The organism is Streptomyces sp. NBC_01314 (assembly GCF_041435215.1).
In the GTDB taxonomy this organism is placed as follows: Bacteria; Actinomycetota; Actinomycetes; order Streptomycetales; family Streptomycetaceae; genus Streptomyces.
Genome location: NZ_CP108394.1, coordinates 7,930,107 through 7,947,093, shown reverse-complemented (window position 1 = coordinate 7,947,093; position 16,987 = coordinate 7,930,107). Strand labels below are relative to the sequence as shown.

Here is a 16,987-nt window from a genome sequence, read left to right as displayed (position 1 = left end):
CACGGCCCCGGCTTTTGCGCTTATAGCGCTACGAGACGTTCACACCGAAGTCGAGCGCGATGCCTCGAAGGCCGGACGCGTACCCCTGTCCCACGGCGCGGAACTTCCACTCGCCGCCGTAGCGGTAGACCTCGCCGAAGATCATCGCGGTCTCGGTGGAGGCGTCCTCGGAGAGGTCGTAACGGGCGAGCTCCTGGCCGTCCGCCTGGTTGACGACGCGAATGAAGGCGTTGCTGACCTGGCCGAAGGCCTGGCCGCGGTTCTCGGCGTCATGGATGGAGACCGGAAAGACGATCTTGTCGACGTTGGCCGGCACCCGGGAGAGGTCGATGATCAGCGACTCGTCGTCGCCGTCGCCCTCACCGGTGAGGTTGTCGCCGGTGTGCTCGACCGAGCCGTCGGGACTCGTCAGGTTGTTGTAGAAGACGAACCACTCGTCCCCCAGCACCCGGCCGCCCTGGCACAGCAGTGCGCTGGCGTCGAGGTCGAAGGGTGCGCCGGTAGTGGTCCTGACGTCCCAGCCGAGCCCGACCAACACTTGAGTGAGGTTCGGCGCGGCCTTGGAGAGGGAGACATTTCCCCCCTTGGCGAGTGTGACGCCCATGGTGCTGGTCCTCCCCGATTTTCGAGCTTCAGTTGCTCAACTGTTCAGTTGTGGTCGTACGCGCGGGCAGCCGCCCTCGTCGTACGAGCGCGTCCGGCGCCGCGGTCGCTGAGGACGGCGGCACCGGACGTGGTGAGTCGGTGGTTCAGGGGGCTATTCCCCCGTGACTCAGACGTTCACACCGAAGTCCTGGGCGATGCCGCGCAGGCCCGAGGCGTAGCCCTGGCCGATGGCGCGGAACTTCCACTCGGCGCCGTGCCGGTACAGCTCACCGAAGACCATGGCGGTCTCGGTGGAGGCGTCCTCGGAGAGGTCGTAACGGGCGAGCTCCGCCTCACCGGCCTGGTTCACCACGCGGATGAACGCGTTGCGGACCTGGCCGAAGGACTGCTGGCGGTTCTCGGCGTCGTAGATCGAGACCGGGAAGACGATCTTCTCGATCTCGGCCGGGACGGTCGCGAGGTTGACCTTGATCTGCTCGTCGTCGCCCTCGCCCTCACCGGTGAGGTTGTCGCCGGTGTGCTCGACCGAGCCCTCCGGGCTCTTCAGGTTGTTGAAGAAGATGAAGTTGGCGTCGCTGCTGACCTTGCCCGACGACTCCAGCAACAGGGCGCTGGCGTCCAGGTCGAAGTCGGTGCCGGTCGTGGTGCGGATGTCCCACCCCAGACCGACGATGACCGCGGTCAGGCCCGGCGCCTCCTTGGTCAGCGATACGTTGCCGCCCTTGCTGAGGCTGACTCCCACGAAGTCCTCCGTTTGGTTTCAGGGGCGGGGAGCCCCGTCGTGCGTTGGTGTCGGATCAACGTCTCGATCCTAATGACGGGTTCCCGTTCCACGCAGGGCTTGGAACCCGGGAATCACAGGGTGTCCAGAGCGGCGAGATACTCGTTCAGGTCGCGGGCGTCCGGCAGGGCGTTGACGACCGACCAGCGGACGATGCCCTCCTTGTCGACGATGAACGTGCCGCGTACCGCGCAGCCCTTGTCCGCGTCGAACACGCCGTACGCCCGGGAGACCTCGCCGTGCGGCCAGAAGTCCGACAGCAGCGGGTACTCCAGGTTCTCCTGCTCGCCGAAGACCCGCAGCGTGTGGATCGAGTCGTTGGACACGGCCAGCAGCTGCACGTCGTCGTTCACGAACTTCGGCAGGTTGTCCCGCAGTTCGCACAGCTCCCCGGTGCAGACCCCGGTGAACGCGAACGGGTAGAAGAGCACCACCACGTTCTTCTCGCCCCGGAAGTCCGCGAGCCGCACGGTGGCCCCGTGGTTGTCCCTGAGCTCGAAGTCGGGAGCCTTGTCGCCGACCTGGATCGCCATGATGTTCCTGTAGTCCCTTCATGGACCGTTCGGGTGGCCCAGCCTACGCAGGGGAAACGGCGCGCCCCTGGAGGGGTGGCCCACAAGGGGCCCTCTCTCCAGGGGCGCGGGTCACGTCACTTCTTCGACTTCGCTGCCTTCGGCGTCACCAACCGGCTCCCACTCCAGTCCTTGCCGACGCTGACGCTCTTCGACGCGGACAGTCCCGCGGTCGTCGCGGCTTCGGAGATGTCGCTGGGCTCCACATAGCCGTCCCGCCCTGTCTTGGGCGTCAGCAGCAGGATCGAGCCACCCTCCTCGATGTACGTGGTGGCATCCACCAGTACGTCGGTCAGGTCGCCGTCGTCGTCTCGGAACCACAGCACGACGGCATCGGCCACGTCGTCATAGTCCTCGTCGACGAGCTCACTGCCTACGACTTCTTCGATGGACTCGCGGAGCTCCTGGTCGACATCGTCGTCGTAGCCGATCTCCTGGACCACCTGCTCGGGCTGGAACCCCAGCCTTGCGGCAGGGTTCGTCCGCTCCTCCGCGTGGTCCGCGGTCGCGCTCACGGGTTGCCTCCTGATCATGTTCGGGTGGGGTCGCCCCCTGGGGAATCAGCCACGCGCGTGCGCGAAGCATTGGCCGTAGTCCACACGGGCGGGACCGATCGCGCAAGTACCCAGCCTTTCAGACCGCCGAAACGGTGACGATCCGGGCCGTGTCACCGCAACTCTCTGCGCGGATTAATAGCCTCACGTGACTCACGCCACACCGTTCTGCCCGTTTTGTGCATTCGGCAATCATCCGGGGGTACGAGCATCGAATACCTTTACTACCTTTGTCGAGCAGGTGGCCGCCCTGGTTACCTCTCGGTAGAGGTGACGTTTGCGTCCCCGAGGTACACGATGGGGGGCGGTGCAGGCACCTAGTGAACACCCATGAAGAACCCCTGAAGAGCGGCCCTCTGACAGCTAAGGAACAGCGTGGCTTCCGGATCCGATCGCAATCCGATCATCATTGGCGGCCTTCCGAGTCAGGTCCCTGACTTCGATCCCGAGGAGACCCAGGAGTGGCTCGACTCGCTCGACGCCGCCGTGGACGAGCGCGGCCGTGAGCGCGCGCGCTACCTGATGCTACGGCTCATCGAGCGGGCCCGTGAAAAGCGCGTGGCCGTGCCCGAGATGCGCAGCACGGACTACGTCAACACCATCCCGACCAAGGCCGAGCCGTTCTTCCCGGGCAACGAGGAGATCGAGCGGAAGATCCTCAACGCGACCCGGTGGAACGCCGCCGTGATGGTGTCGCGCGCCCAGCGGCCCGGTATCGGCGTCGGTGGCCACATCGCGACCTTCGCGTCCTCCGCCTCCCTCTACGACGTGGGCTTCAACCACTTCTTCCGCGGCAAGGACGAGGGCGACGGCGGCGACCAGATCTTCTTCCAGGGCCACGCCTCCCCCGGTATCTACGCCCGCGCGTACATGCTGGACCGGCTCGACGAGCAGCGGCTGGACGCCTTCCGCCAGGAGAAGTCCAAGGCGCCGTACGGGTTGTCCAGCTACCCGCACCCGCGGCTGATGCCGGACTTCTGGGAGTTCCCGACCGTGTCCATGGGCCTCGGTCCGCTGGGCGCGATCTACCAGGCGCGGATGAACCGGTACATGGAGGCACGCGGTATCGCGGACACCTCCAAGTCCCATGTCTGGGCGTTCCTCGGCGACGGCGAGATGGACGAGCCGGAGTCGCTCGGCCAGCTGTCGATCGCCGCGCGCGAGGGCCTGGACAACCTCACGTTCGTCGTCAACTGCAACCTCCAGCGCCTCGACGGGCCGGTGCGCGGCAACGGCAAGATCATCCAGGAGCTGGAGTCGCAGTTCCGCGGCGCCGGCTGGAACGTGATCAAGCTGGTCTGGGACCGCTCCTGGGACCCGCTGCTCGCACAGGACCGCGACGGTGTGCTGGTCAACCGGATGAACACCACTCCGGACGGCCAGTACCAGACGTACGCCACCGAGACCGGCGCGTACATCCGCGACCACTTCTTCGGTGACGACCAGCGGCTGCGCGCGATGGTCGAGGGCATGACCGACGACCAGATCCTGCACCTGGGCCGCGGCGGTCACGACCACCGGAAGATCTACGCGGCGTACAAGGCGGCCCACGAGCACAAGGGCCAGCCGACGGTCATCCTGGCGAAGACGGTCAAGGGCTGGACGCTGGGCCCGAACTTCGAGGGCCGCAACGCCACGCACCAGATGAAGAAGCTGACGGTCGCCGACCTCAAGGGCTTCCGTGACCGCCTCCACCTGCCCATCTCCGACAAGGAGCTGGAGTCCGGCGCGCCGCCGTACTACCACCCCGGGCGGGACTCGGAGGAGATCCAGTACATGCACGACCGCCGCAAGGGCCTCGGCGGGTACGTCCCGACGCGTGTCGTGCGTGCGAAGCCTCTGCCCCTGCCCGAGGACAAGACGTACGCGAGTGTGAAGAAGGGTTCCGGTCAGCAGTCCATCGCCACCACCATGGCGTTTGTTCGACTACTGAAGGACCTCATGCGGGACAAGGAGATCGGCAAGCGTTTCGTGCTGATCGCGCCCGACGAATACCGCACCTTCGGCATGGACTCGTTCTTCCCGAGCGCGAAGATCTACAACCCGCTCGGCCAGCAGTACGAGGCGGTCGACCGCGATCTGCTGCTCGCCTACAAGGAGTCGCCCACGGGTCAGATGCTGCACGACGGCATCTCCGAGGCGGGCTGCACGGCCTCCCTGATCGCCGCCGGTTCGGCCTACGCCACGCACGGCGAGCCGCTCATCCCGGTCTACGTCTTCTACTCGATGTTCGGTTTCCAGCGCACCGGCGACCAGTTCTGGCAGATGGCGGACCAGCTGGCGCGCGGCTTCGTCCTGGGCGCGACCGCCGGCCGTACGACACTGACCGGTGAGGGTCTGCAGCACGCGGACGGGCACTCGCAGCTGCTCGCCTCGACGAACCCGGGCTGTGTCGCCTACGACCCGGCGTTCGGGTACGAGATCGCGCACATCGTGAAGGACGGTCTGCGCCGGATGTACGGCGAGACCGCCGACGGCAAGCCGGGCGAGGACGTCTTCTACTACCTCACCGTCTACAACGAGCCGCTCCAGCACCCGGCCGAGCCGGCGGACGTGGACGTCGAGGGCATCCTCAAGGGCGTCCACCGCTACCGGGCCGGCGAGGCGGGCTCGATCCCCGCGCAGATCATCGCGTCCGGCGTGGCGGTGCCCTGGGCGGTCGAGGCGCAGCGGATCCTGGCCGCCGACTGGAACGTGAAGGCGGACGTCTGGTCGGCGACCTCCTGGAACGAGCTGCGCCGCGAGGCCGTCGAGGTGGAGCGGCACAATCTGCTGCACCCCGAGGAGGAGCAGCGCGTCCCGTACGTGACGAAGAAGCTGAGCGGCGCCGAGGGCCCGTTCGTGGCCGTCTCCGACTGGATGCGGTCGGTGCCGGACCAGATCTCGCGGTGGGTGCCGGGCACGTACCAGTCGCTGGGCGCGGACGGCTTCGGCTTCGCGGACACGCGGGGCGCGGCCCGGCGCTTCTTCCACATCGACGCGCAGTCGATCGCGGTCGCGGTGCTGACCGAGCTGGCGCGCGAGGGCAAGGTCGACCGTTCGGTGCTCAAGCAGGCCATCGACCGCTACCAGCTGCTCGACGTGGCGGCGGCGGACCCGGGCGCCGCCGGAGGCGACGCATAGCATCGTTCTGAGTGCAAGGGGTGGTGAACCGGTGGGTTCACCACCCCTTCACGTTTTCTACTATGCGGCCATGAAGCAGCGATCGGTCTCGGCACAGGTCCGTTGGGAACAGAAGACGCAGCGGCCGCTGTTCGGACTGGCCGCGGTGTTCGCCGTCGCGTACGCGGTGCCGATCGTCCGGCCGGACGTGAGCGGGGACGTGCAGTGGTGGTGCGACGTCGCCGAGTGGGCGGTGTGGGGTGCGTTCGCGCTCGACTACGTCATCCGCCTGCTTCTCGCCGAGCGGCGGTGGGAGTTCGTACGGACGCGGTGGCTGGACCTCGCGGCCGTGGCGCTGCCGATGTTCCAGCCGCTTCGGCTGCTGCGGATGGTGGCGACGCTGCTGCTGGTGGGGCAGCGGGCGCGCATGGCGTCGCAGATAAGGCTCACGACGTACGTCGGCGGTGCGGTCGTCGGGCTGTTGATGTTCGGGTCCCTGGCGGTGCTGTCCGTGGAGCGGGACGCTCCCGGCGGGAACATCGACACGTTGGACGACGCGGTGTGGTGGTCGTTCACGACGATGACGACGGTGGGGTACGGGGACCACGCGCCGACCACCGGGCTGGGGCGGGTGCTGGCCGTCGGGCTGATGTTGTCGGGGATCGCGTTGCTGGGTGTGGTGACCGCGAACATCGCGGCGTGGTTCATATCGCGGTTCGAGAAGGACGACGCGGAGGAGCGACGACAGACGGCGGCGATAGTGGAGCTGGCGGAGGAGGTTCGGCTGTTGCGGGCGGAGGTTTCGGCATTGCGGTCTTCCGCGAAGGTGGTATCTGAAGTACCTGAACAGCGCCGATGACCGTAGAGGTACCTGTGCGTCGGCGGGTGCGGGTCGTGTGGGGTTGCTCGCGGGGTTCCCCGCGAGCAACCCCACACGACCCGCACCCGCCGACGCGTCCCGGGTCTTCCCGCACCTCGGGGTCAGAAGAAGCCGGTGCCCGGAGTGGCCGTGCCCGCCAGCCAGATGATGGCCAGGACGGTGTCGATGGCACCCAGAACGACCGCGACGATCGCGGGGACGGGGCGGGCGCCGGACCAGGTGCGGTTCATCGCCAGCCAGCCGCAGAGGATCGCCACCGGGCCGAGGATGATGCCCAGGACGAAGAATCCCGCTATCGCGCAGATGACTCCGATGACGCCGAGCGTCGCGCGATCCGGCCCGGTCCGTGACCCCGTCCGGCCACGTGATCGGGGGTGCCTGCGCGTACCGTGTCCGAAGCTCGCCATCGTCAACAACTCCCTGAACCTCGCGGTCAGTTCGAGTACCGAACGTCGAGTACCCGTCCGGCGTGGTCGAAACCGGCGAGAGTTGGCGAGCTGTCTGCGCGCGCTGCCCCCCTCCGGCAGCGCGCCGCAGACCCCGGGTCGCTCCGCCGTCAACGACCATGCCGTGCGGAGGACTTGACCCACTGTCACCTGCGGCGCGCACCGGATGGAGCGATCTTCAGCGTTGTCACCCTGATAGGCGAACTCGGGCCGAAACCCGCGCGTGAAGCAGTGGCATCGCTGTCGGATGCGCACGGAGCTGTCGGATGCGTACGGAGCTGTCAGATGTGTATGGAGCTGTCAGATGTGTGCCGCTCCGGCACCCGCCTCCGCGTTCTCGCCGCGCTTGGTCAGGAACGCCACGAGGACGGCGATCGCGGCCACACCGGCGGCGACGAGCGAGGCCAGGCTCATGCCGGACATGAACGTGTCGTGCGCGACCGTGGTGATCTTCGCGGCGATCTCCGCCGGGGTGCCCTCGGCGACCGGAGCGGCGCCCTGCTGGACCGCCTGCTTGGCCAGGGCGAGCTGGGCGTCGTTCAGCTCCGGGAGTCCCGCGTCCGCCCAGTTGCCCGCGAAGTCGCTGTCCACCTTGGACGTCATCACGGCGCCCAGCACGGCCGTACCGAGGCTGCCGCCGATCTGCATCGCGGCCTGCTGGAGACCGCCGGCGACACCGGACAGCTCCAGGGGCGCGTTACCGACGATGACCTCGGTCGCGCCGACCATCACCGGGGCGAGGCCGAGACCGAGGAGCGCGAACCAGAGGGACATCGCGGCGCTGCCGGTGTCGGTCTCCAGCGTCGACATGCCGTACATGGCGATCGCGGTGAGGGCCATGCCGCCGGCCAGCGGGATGCGCGGTCCGGCCTTGGTGATCAGCGCGCCCGCGAGCGGTGAGCCGACGATCATCATGCCGGTGAGCGGAAGGAGGTGCAGACCCGCGTCGATGGGGCTCATCCCGTGCACGTTCTGGAGGTAGAACGTCACGAAGAACAGGCCGCCCATGAAGGCGATGGCCATCAGGACCATCAGGACGACACCCGCGGACAGGGGTACGGAGCGGAAGAGGGCCAGCGGGATCAGCGGCTCCTTCACCCTCGTCTCCCAGAAGGCGAAGAGGACGAAACCGGCGATGGAGACGACCAGGAAGGTCCAGGTCAGGCCGTCGCCCCAGCCCCACTCCGGGGCCTTGATGAGGGCCCAGACCAGGCAGAACATGGCTCCGGACAGCAGGGCTATGCCGAGGACGTCGAACGAGCGCGGGGCGTTCTCCGCGCGGTGGTCCAGCAGGATCCAGGCGCCCAGGGTCACGGCGAGGACGCCGACCGGGACGTTGATCCAGAACACGGACTGCCAGCTGACGTTCTCCACCAGGAAGCCGCCGAGGATCGGGCCGCCCGCGGTGGAGGCGCCGATGACCATGCCCCAGATGCCGATCGCCATGTTCAGCTTCTCGGCGGGGAAGGTGGCCCGGAGCAGGCCGAGCGCGGCCGGCATCAGCAGCGCGCCGAACAGGCCCTGGAAGACCCGGAAGGTCACCACGAAGGCGACCGAGTTCGACAGGCCGATGGCGCCGGAGGCGGCGGCGAAGCCGACCACGCCTATCAGGAAGGTCTGCCGGTGGCCGAAGCGGTCACCGAGCTTTCCGGCGGTGATGAGCGTGACGGCGAGAGCGAGGAAGTACGCGTTGGTGATCCACTGGACATCCGCCCAGGTGGCACCCAGATCCTTCGCGATGGCCGGGTTGGCGATCGCCACGATGGTGCCGTCGAGGGCGACCATCATGACGCCGACGGCCACGGTGAGGAGGGTGAACCAGGGATGGCCGCGCAGGCCCCGGCCCTGGTTCGTCGTCGGGTCCGACGGGACGACTGGCGCCTTGTCCCCCGGTCCCGTCTTGTCGACAGTGGTCTGACTAGTCATACGCGCGAGACTAATGACAGCCACTGACAGTTGACAAACCAGTTCACAAGTCGGTAACTGTCACGTCACTCGCCGCACCGGCGGGCGGAGACGAGGGTTCATGGAGACGGCGGCCACGGCGGCGGCGACGGCGGAGGAGCGACCGGGACTGCGCGAGCGGAAGAAGCAGCGCACGCACGACGCACTGCTGCGGGCGGCCCTGGAGCTGTTCACGACCCAGGGGTACGAGGCGACGACGGTCGACGAGATCGCCGAGGCCGTCGACGTCTCGCAGCGCACCTTCTTCCGCTACTTCGCGGGCAAGGAGGAGGCCGCCCTCGCGGTCGTGGGCCTCACCCAGGAGCACTTCCTGGCGGCCGTGCGCGCCCGGCCGGCGCACGAGGCGCCGCTGGAGGCGATGCGCAACGCCGTCCTGGAGGGCTGGGACGCCATCGGTGAGGCCGTCGACCAGGTCGTTCCCGTCGACCTCCATCTGCGCGCCTACGGCATGATCGAGTCGACGCCCGCGCTGCTGGCCGCGCATCTGCGCCGCTCCGACGAGGTGGCGAGGGAGATCGAGCGGGTCATCGCCGAGCGCGAGGGGCTCGACGTGGACACCGATCCCCGGCCGCGGGTGGCGGTGGCCCTCTTCGGCGGGGTGATGCGGGTCACAGAACGCATGTGGGCCCTGGGCGGCGACCTCAGCAAGGACGCCATGCGCACACTGACCGCCACGCATCTGGACGCCGTACGGCCGACGTTGGCCGAAAAGTGGCGCACTGACTGAAAGGTGCGGGGAACGGCATCATCGGGACCTTCTCGACGCACCGCACGGAACGGGGCGTGATCGAAACGTGATCCCTCTCACTTGGTTAACGCGAGACCCTTCCGTTCTCTTAGTGTGTCCTTTCAGTGACTTCCTTCGACTCCTCCCCGCAACTGAACGTCTGGCGCGCACTGCTGGCGCTGGCCGTGGTTTTCGTGATGCTGGCGACCACCGGCTGGACCGCGATCCGCAGCCACCGCGAGGAGTCGCCGCTGCAGGCGTCGCTCTCCTCGTGGCAGCGCGGACACCTCGACGGCCGCGAACTGCCGGACGCCGAATCGTCCCCGCACCGCCTGGCCGCCTTCTTCGCCTCGCTCACCGCGTACCAGCGCACCAGGCTCGCCCACCGGTATCCGCTCGCCGTGGGCAACATGAACGGCGCCCCCGTCGAGCTGCGCTACCGGGCCAACCGCGTCGCGCTGAAGCAGCAGAGCAATCTCGAACGGGAACGCATGCACGACCAGCGGCTCTCCGAGACCGGCCGGTACGAGGCCGGCCGCCGGATGCACCGCTTCGACATGCTGGCCGTGAAGAAGCGGCACATCCTCGCCTTCAGCCCCGAGGGCAACGGCCGGGTCGCCGAGGTCTTCGGCAGCCTCGACAAGGCGGAGCGCGTCTCGGTCGTCGTCCCCGGCGTCGACACCAGCGTCATCAACTTCCAGCGCACCAACCGCCGGTACTCCGCGCCCGTCGGCATGGCCGAATCGCTCTACGAGGCCGAGCGTTCGGCGAGCCCCGGGACGCGTACGGCCGTGATCGCCTGGGCCGACTACACCGCGCCCACCGGCCTCGGCCTCGACTCGGCCACCGCGCTCCGCGCCGAACAGGGCTCGGTCCGGCTGAACGCACTGGTGCGGAGCCTGCCCGGCGGCTCCACCGTCGCGCTGGTGTGCCACAGCTACGGCTCCGTGGTGTGCGGGGTCGCCGCCCCGTCGCTGCCGTCGCGGGTCACCGACATCGCCGTCGCGGGCAGTCCCGGCATGCGTGCCGAGTCGGTCGGCCAGCTGCGTACGGCGGCCCGGGTGTGGGCCATGCGGGACGCCGACGACTGGATCCAGGACGTGCCCTACCTGGAGGTCGGCGGGCTCGGCCACGGCGCCGACCCGGTCTCCTCGGAGTTCGGGGCGCGCATCCTGTCGGCGGCCGACGCCCAGGGCCACAGCGGCTATTTCGAGCCGGGTACCGAGAGTCTGTACAACTTCGCCGAAATCGGCATCGGCGCATACGAGTCGGTGCGGTGTGCGCGGGAGGACGACGCGTGTCTGTCGGGTCTGTCCGACAGCGCTGCGGCCTGACGCGCGTAGAGGAGGGTAAAAGTGCGGTTCGCCTCGGTCGGGACTTCCCCGCGTCGCACGCATACGATGAGCCGCATGGGTGACGTACTGGCCGGATTTCATGCCGCCTGGGAGTTCGAGTCCGACTCCGTGCTCATCCGCTTCGAACGGGGGATTCGCACGCCGAAGCTCTTCCAGGCACTCGGTGAGCGACGCATCCCCCTGGAGGCGATCGCGGGGGTGACACTGACACCCGGGAAGCGGGGCACCGTCGTACTGCGTGCCGTGCCGCGACCCGGCGCCGATCCGCTGATGGAGGCGGCGGCGGACCAGCTCAAGGAGGGGTCCGACCCGTACCGGCTGGTGCTGCCGGCCGAGCGGGAGACGCTCGCGGAGTACTACGCCGACGAGCTGCGGGCGCGGTTGACACGGTCCGGGCCGGCCGAGCGGTTTCTCGTGGCGGCGCCCGAGGTGCCGTTGCAGTTCAAGGCGTACGACGGGAAGGCGTCCTTCGACGGGCGGTCCGTGTCGTTCCGGTGGTTCTGGACGGGCGCGTCGTCGGCGAAGTGGAAGGCCGGGGACCAGAGTTTCCCGGTCGGCGCGCTGAGCGGGGTCGAGTGGCGGTCGCCGGAGCTCTTCGAGGGGTATCTGCGGTTGCTGCGGCGCGACGACTCCGGTGAGCAGCCGCCTCAGCCCGATCATGATCCCGCCGCCGTGGTGTTCGGGCTGGGGTACGGGCCGGTGCACGAGTCGTTGCCGTTCGCCGCGGCCGTGTTGGCGGCGGTGCGGTCGGCGGGGCCCGTGGGCACGCCGGCCGATGCCGGGCCCCGGCGGGATCCGGCCGACATCGCCGACCGGATCCGGCATCTGGGGGAGCTGCACGAGGCGGGGCTGGTGACGGATGAGGAGTTCAGTATGAAGAAGGCGGAGTTGCTGGCGGAGTTGTAGCCACTCGCCGTTCGGGGATCGCGTCGTTGCCGGGTGCGGGTACGTCGTGGCTTGTCGCGCCCACGCGACGGAGTCGCATATCGACATAGGCCCGCGCCCCTGAAAGCAAAGCCCGCGCGCCCCCTGCCTGAAGCACAGCGCACCGACCCGCCTGAACAGCTCCGCTTCCTACTCCCTGCCTGCCGACGTGAACCGCATGTCCGCGTAGCGGTCGCCCGCCACCTGTGCCGCTATGGGTTCGAGCAGGGCCAGGTCGTCCTCGGTCAGGACGATCCTCGTGGCCGCCGCGTTCTCCTCCACCCTGGTCGGCTTACGGGTGCCCGGGATGGGGACCACCGGGAGGTTGTGCAGGGGTGCCTGCTGCTGGACCCAGGCCAGGGCGATCTGGCCCAGGGTGGCGTTGTGGGTCTCGGCGACCTTGCGGACGGGGTCGAGGAGGGTCGCGTTGGCGGTGGCGTTGTCGCCGGTGAAGCGGGGCTGGTGGCGGCGGAAGTCGTCGGCGGTGAGGTCCTCGGCCTTGGCGAAGGAGCCGGTGAGGAAGCCCCGGCCGAGCGGGGAGTAGGCGACGAGGGTGATGTCGAGGTCGCGGGCGGCGGGGACGACGTTCGCCTCGATGTCCCGGCTGAAGAGGGACCACTCGGACTGCAGGGCGGCGATGGGGTGCACGGCGTGCGCGGCGCGGAGTTCGGTGGCCGTGACCTCGCTGAGGCCGAGGTGCTTCACCTTGCCCTCGCGGACCAGGTCGGCCATGACGCCGACGCTCTCCTCCAGCGGGACGCTCACGTCGCGGCGGTGCATGTAGTAGAGGTCGATCACGTCGACGTCGAGGCGGCGCAGGCTCCCCTCGGCGGACTCGCGGATGTACGCCGGGTCGTTGCGGATGATCCGCTTGGTCGGGTCGTCGGGGTCGACCGCCAGACCGAACTTGGTGGCGATGACGACGTCGTCGCGGTGTGCCTTGAAGAAGGGGGAAAGAAACCTCTCGTTCTCCCCGGCGCCGTACGCGTGCGCCGTGTCGTAGAGCGTGACGCCCAGGTCGAGCGCGCGCTCCAGGGTGGCCCTGGACTCCGCCGCGTCCGAGGGGCCGTACGCGAAGCTCATGCCCATACAGCCGAGGCCCTGTACGCCCACCTCGGGTCCGTCGGTGCCCAGCCGTGCCTTCGCGATCCTGCCGTCCGTCATGAGGCCCTCTCCGATGCCAGGGCCTGCCCGGCGTCAGCGTAGAAGTTGATCTTGCGGTCGAGCACGTTCAGGGTGTCCTGGAGCTCGGCGATCCGGGACAGGACGTCCTGCCGGGTCGCCTTGAGCAGTTCGAAGCGCTCGGTGTAGGTGTGGTCGCCCTCGCGCACCAGTTCCGCGTACCGGACCATGTCGGCGACCGGCATGCCGGTCAGCCGGAGCTTGCCGACAAGGTCCAGCCAGTCGAGGTCGCGGTTGCGGTAGCGGCGCTGGCCGGTGTGGGAGCGGTCGATGTGCGGCATCAGCCCGATCCGCTCGTACCAGCGCAGTGTGTGCGCCGTCAGACCGGTGAGGTCGACGACCTCGCTGATCGTGTACCTGTCCTGCCCCTCCGGCCGCCGAGGCTTCGGCGGCGGACCGGCGCAACTGTCGGTACCGGCGGTACTCGTGGTACTCGTGGCACCCGTGGCCCTCGCCGTACTCGTGGTCTCCATCACCGTCATGCCCCCACGCTAAAACCTTGGAGTGCGCTCCAAGCAAGCGAATACGGTGAGAAAACACGAGGACGTGACGTGATCCCGCTGGTTAGCGTGCGGGCATGAGTCTTGTACGACGTGCCACGGTCGAGGACGCGGTGGAAGTGCTCCGGCTGCGCCAGGTGATGATCGACTCGATGACGCCCCCGGGAGCGGGTGGTCCCACCGGCTGGCATACCGAGTCCCTGCCCACCCTGCGCCGCCGACTCGCCGATACCGAAAGGGAGTTCGCGGCCTTCGTCGTCGACCGTCCGGAGCGGCCTGGCGCGCTCGCCGCGCTGGTGGTGGGGACGGTCGACTACCGGATCGGGCGGGCCGGCAACCCGCGCGGCGCGGTCGGACACGTCTTCAGCGTGGCCACCGACCCGGACTGCCGGCGCAGGGGCTACGCCCGTGCCTGTATGGAGGCCCTCGTCGACTGGTTCCGCGAGGTCGGCGCCGGATACGTACATCTGACCGCCTCCCCCGACGCCGAGCCGCTGTACGCGTCGATGGGCTTCCGGCGCAGGCCCGACCCCTTGATGCAGCTGGACCTCTGAGCCGCCTAGGCTCGTGGGCATGTCTCTGCAGAGCTTCGCGTTGATCGGGAACTGGCCGGTTCCCACGGCCGCCGCGGCCGTCGTACGGGCGGACGGAACCGTCCTCGGGACCCACGGTCCTCTCGGGCACCGCTTCCCGCTGGCCTCGGTCACCAAGCCGCTCGCCGCGTACGCCGCGCTGGTCGCGTACGAGGAGGGGGCGATCGAGCTGGACGAGGCGGCGGGGCCCGCGGGGTCGACCGTGCGGCATCTGCTGGCGCACACCTCGGGGCTGGCCTTCGACGAGCACCGGGTGACGGCGGCGCCGGGGGTGCGGCGGCTGTACTCCAACGCCGGGTTCGAGGCGCTCGGGGACCATGTGGCCAAGGCGACGGACATCCCGTTCGCGGAGTACGCGCGGCAGGCGGTGCTGGAACCGCTCGGGATGACGTCCACCTCCCTCGACGGTTCGCCGGCCAAGGACGGCGTCTCGACCGTCGACGACCTGGTGCGGTTCGCCGCCGAGGTGCAGGCGCCCCGGCTGCTGGACCCGCGTACGGTCGCGGCGGCGATGACCGTGCAGTACCCGGGCACGAAGGGCGTCCTTCCGGGCTACGGGCACCAGAACCCCAACGACTGGGGGCTCGGCTTCGAGATCCGGGACTCCAAGACGCCGCACTGGACAGGCACTTCGTCGTCGCCGGGGACGTTCGGGCACTTCGGCCAGTCGGGGACGTTCCTGTGGATCGACCCCGTCGCCGGCGTGGCCTGTGTGGCGCTGACGGACCGGGCGTTCGGGCCGTGGGCGGTCGAGGCCTGGACTCCGTTCGCTGACGCTGTGCTCGCCGAGGTCGGGAACAGTGTCTGATTCGTGAAGGAAGCGACAACTCTTCGACGGAAGAGGGCGGGTGCCCGGTCCGGGCGGCCACAGGCACCGATCCGTCGGCTAGCCTCCCCCGTGCACATCGGCCGCACAGTATTCGGGGGAGCACCATGAGTGAGGTTCGCGCGGGCGGGCAGTTCCGGCCGTTGGAGGTCGGGGACCCGACGACTGTGGCGAGCTACCGGCTCGCGGCGCGGCTCGGCTCCGGCGGCATGGGCACGGTGTATCTGTCGTACACGCCGGGCGGACACCCGATCGCGCTGAAGACGATCCGGCCCGAGCTGAGCGAGGACCCCGAGTTCCGCCGCCGGTTCAAGCAGGAAGTGCGGGCGGCCCAGCGCGTGCAGGGCCTGTACACCGCCCCCGTCCTCGATCACGACACCGAGGGCGACCAGCCCTGGCTTGCCACCGCCTACGTACCGGGCCCGTCGCTGCACGCGGCGGTCGCCGCGCATGGCGCGCTGCCGGTCTCCTCGGTCCTGCTGCTGCTCGCCGGGGTGGCGGAGGCTCTGAAGGTCATCCACGCGGCGGGCATCGTCCACCGCGATCTGAAGCCCGCCAACGTACTGCTCGCCTCCGACGGTCCCCGGGTCATCGACTTCGGCATCGCCCGCGCCGCCGACGCCACCGCGCTGACCGGTACCGGAGTCTCCATCGGCACCCCGGCGTTCATGTCGCCCGAGCAGGCGGCCGGGAAGCCGGTCACGCCCGCGTCGGACATCTTCGCGCTCGGCCAGGTGGCCGCGTTCGCGGCGCGCGGGTCCGGTGCGTACGGCGACGGCCCCTCGCACGCCGTGCTGTACCGGATCGTCCACGAGGAGCCCGACCTGAGCGGTCTCGCCGACGAACTCCGGTTCATCGAGCGCTGCCTGGCCAAAGACCCGGCCGACCGCCCCTCCCCCGCCGAGGTCGTCGCCCTCTGCCAGGAGGCGTCGCCCACCCCGCTGGTGCAGTCGGGCTCCTGGCTGCCGGACGCGATCGGCGCGGACATCACCCGGCGGGTCTCGGCGTCGGCGGACCTGCTGGCCGAGCGGGACAGGGCGGCCGAGGCGCCGACTTCGGCCGCCCAGCCCCCGCCGCCCACCGCCCCGGTGACGCAGATGGACCCAGGGTCCACAGGCCACAGCGCGCCGACGACGCACGCGGCGCCGACGATGCACTCCGGACCGGTGACACCGCCCCCGCCGGGCCCGCCGTCGACGCCGTACCACCCGCAGTCGGGACCGCACACGGTGCCGACCGGGCACCAGGCGCCGTACCCGCAGTCCGGGGGCTGGCAGCAGCCGTACCCGCAGGGACATCCTCAGGGGCATCCGCAGGGCCACCCTCGCCCGATGCCCGTTCCGCCGCCGCGCAGCAACGTCGGCAAGTGGATCGGGATCGGCGTCGCGGCGGTGTTCGGTCTGGGGCTGCTCGGCAGCTGCGCGTCGCTGGTGAAGGACCTCACGGATTCGTCGAGCGGCTCGTCGAGCAGTTCCTCCGGCGGTACGTCGACGGGTTCCGGCGGCGGTTCCGCCGAGTCCTCCGAGTCCAAGCCGAAGTCCGACCCCAAGCCGGTCGCCTTCAAGGGCATCAACATCCCCGCCAACTACTACGTGCGCTTCGCGGACTCGCCGCCCAAGCCCCTCGACAGCGAGACGGGCGTGTCGTACGAGGACGACGGGGACTTCTACTACTACGTGGACACCTTGTTCGGCGACAAGAAGCTGGGCAGCAGCAGCGACAAGCTCGTCCTGCTGAACAACTCCCAGAAGGGTTCCCTCGAAACCTGCCGGAACGAGACCCGGTACACGGACTCCGTCAAGCTCGGCCAGGTCGCCAAGGGCTCCCAGATGTGCGTGCGCACCAACTCCGGTCACATGGCGCTGGTGACCTTCCAGAGCGCGGCTCCGAGCGGCGACCCCAGTGACTACGTGTCCGTGGACATCACGGTGTGGCGCAACGCGGAGGAGCCGACCACCGGCAACTGACGGACGG

General features: G+C 69.2%; 16 protein-coding genes. 8 read left to right on the top strand and 8 right to left on the bottom strand.

Annotated features, from left to right (window positions below):
- Positions 1-28: 28 nt before the first annotated feature.
- The 4 genes from OG622_RS34990 to OG622_RS34975 form a co-directional block, all read right to left on the bottom strand.
- Positions 29-604 (bottom strand): TerD family protein, encoded by a 576-nt coding sequence (locus OG622_RS34990; RefSeq protein WP_371580632.1) that lies wholly within the window; start codon positions 602-604, stop codon positions 29-31.
- A 168-nt stretch (positions 605-772) separates the two neighbouring features.
- A complete protein-coding gene (locus OG622_RS34985) occupies positions 773-1,348 on the bottom strand; it encodes a calcium homeostasis/redox stress adaptation protein (protein WP_371580631.1) in 576 nt (191 codons plus the stop codon).
- Between the two features lie 113 nt (positions 1,349-1,461).
- Positions 1,462-1,920, bottom strand: a complete 459-nt coding sequence (locus OG622_RS34980) for a peroxiredoxin (RefSeq protein ID WP_371580630.1) — start codon at positions 1,918-1,920, stop codon at positions 1,462-1,464.
- A 116-nt stretch (positions 1,921-2,036) separates the two neighbouring features.
- Positions 2,037-2,474, bottom strand: a complete 438-nt coding sequence (locus tag OG622_RS34975) for a DUF3052 domain-containing protein (protein WP_020115348.1) — start codon at positions 2,472-2,474, stop codon at positions 2,037-2,039.
- 414 nt (positions 2,475-2,888) lie between these two features.
- Here OG622_RS34975 and aceE point away from each other — a divergent pair, with 414 nt between their 5' ends.
- Together aceE and OG622_RS34965 are read left to right on the top strand one after the other, a co-directional pair.
- Positions 2,889-5,636: a pyruvate dehydrogenase (acetyl-transferring), homodimeric type gene (gene aceE / locus OG622_RS34970; protein WP_371580629.1), complete on the top strand. Its 2,748-nt coding sequence runs from the start codon at positions 2,889-2,891 to the stop codon at positions 5,634-5,636.
- 70 nt (positions 5,637-5,706) lie between these two features.
- Positions 5,707-6,474 carry a potassium channel family protein gene (locus OG622_RS34965; RefSeq protein ID WP_371580628.1) on the top strand — a complete coding sequence of 256 codons (768 nt, stop codon included), beginning with the start codon at positions 5,707-5,709 and terminating at the stop codon, positions 6,472-6,474.
- A gap of 122 nt (positions 6,475-6,596) precedes the next feature.
- On the opposite strand, the gene OG622_RS34960 is transcribed toward OG622_RS34965, so the two are convergent.
- Together OG622_RS34960 and OG622_RS34955 are read right to left on the bottom strand one after the other, a co-directional pair.
- The gene (locus OG622_RS34960; RefSeq protein ID WP_371580627.1) at positions 6,597-6,902 is read right to left on the bottom strand and encodes a small hydrophobic protein; all 306 of its coding nucleotides are present in this window, start codon (positions 6,900-6,902) and stop codon (positions 6,597-6,599) included.
- A gap of 339 nt (positions 6,903-7,241) precedes the next feature.
- Positions 7,242-8,867, bottom strand: a complete 1,626-nt coding sequence (locus OG622_RS34955) for an MFS transporter (protein WP_371580626.1) — start codon at positions 8,865-8,867, stop codon at positions 7,242-7,244.
- Positions 8,868-8,967: 100 nt separating this feature from the next.
- Between OG622_RS34955 and OG622_RS34950 the strand changes: the two genes are divergently transcribed.
- The 3 genes from OG622_RS34950 (at position 8,968) to OG622_RS34940 (ending at position 11,894) form a co-directional block, all read left to right on the top strand.
- On the top strand, positions 8,968-9,633 hold the full coding sequence (locus OG622_RS34950) for a TetR/AcrR family transcriptional regulator (protein WP_371580625.1): 666 nt from the start codon (positions 8,968-8,970) through the stop codon (positions 9,631-9,633).
- A 125-nt stretch (positions 9,634-9,758) separates the two neighbouring features.
- Positions 9,759-10,967, top strand: coding sequence for an alpha/beta hydrolase (locus OG622_RS34945; protein WP_371580624.1), 1,209 nt, complete (start codon positions 9,759-9,761; stop codon positions 10,965-10,967).
- 75 nt (positions 10,968-11,042) lie between these two features.
- Positions 11,043-11,894: a DUF4429 domain-containing protein gene (locus OG622_RS34940; RefSeq protein ID WP_371580623.1), complete on the top strand. Its 852-nt coding sequence runs from the start codon at positions 11,043-11,045 to the stop codon at positions 11,892-11,894.
- A 168-nt stretch (positions 11,895-12,062) separates the two neighbouring features.
- Here OG622_RS34940 and OG622_RS34935 read toward each other — a convergent pair whose 3' ends face one another.
- Positions 12,063-13,076, bottom strand: a complete 1,014-nt coding sequence (locus tag OG622_RS34935; protein ID WP_371580622.1) for an aldo/keto reductase — start codon at positions 13,074-13,076, stop codon at positions 12,063-12,065.
- Positions 13,073-13,576: a MerR family transcriptional regulator gene (locus OG622_RS34930; protein WP_371580621.1), complete on the bottom strand. Its 504-nt coding sequence runs from the start codon at positions 13,574-13,576 to the stop codon at positions 13,073-13,075. Before OG622_RS34930 ends, OG622_RS34935 begins: the two co-directional genes overlap by 4 nt.
- Before the next feature lie 95 nt (positions 13,577-13,671).
- Here OG622_RS34930 and OG622_RS34925 point away from each other — a divergent pair, with 95 nt between their 5' ends.
- From OG622_RS34925 to OG622_RS34915, 3 genes are all read left to right on the top strand, one after another.
- Positions 13,672-14,148 (top strand): GNAT family N-acetyltransferase, encoded by a 477-nt coding sequence (locus OG622_RS34925; RefSeq protein ID WP_371580620.1) that lies wholly within the window; start codon positions 13,672-13,674, stop codon positions 14,146-14,148.
- 19 nt (positions 14,149-14,167) lie between these two features.
- Positions 14,168-14,995 (top strand): serine hydrolase domain-containing protein, encoded by an 828-nt coding sequence (locus OG622_RS34920; RefSeq protein WP_371580619.1) that lies wholly within the window; start codon positions 14,168-14,170, stop codon positions 14,993-14,995.
- A 125-nt stretch (positions 14,996-15,120) separates the two neighbouring features.
- Entirely contained in the window at positions 15,121-16,980 is a 1,860-nt protein-coding gene (locus OG622_RS34915) for a serine/threonine-protein kinase (protein ID WP_371580618.1), read from the top strand.
- Positions 16,981-16,987 lie beyond the last annotated feature (7 nt).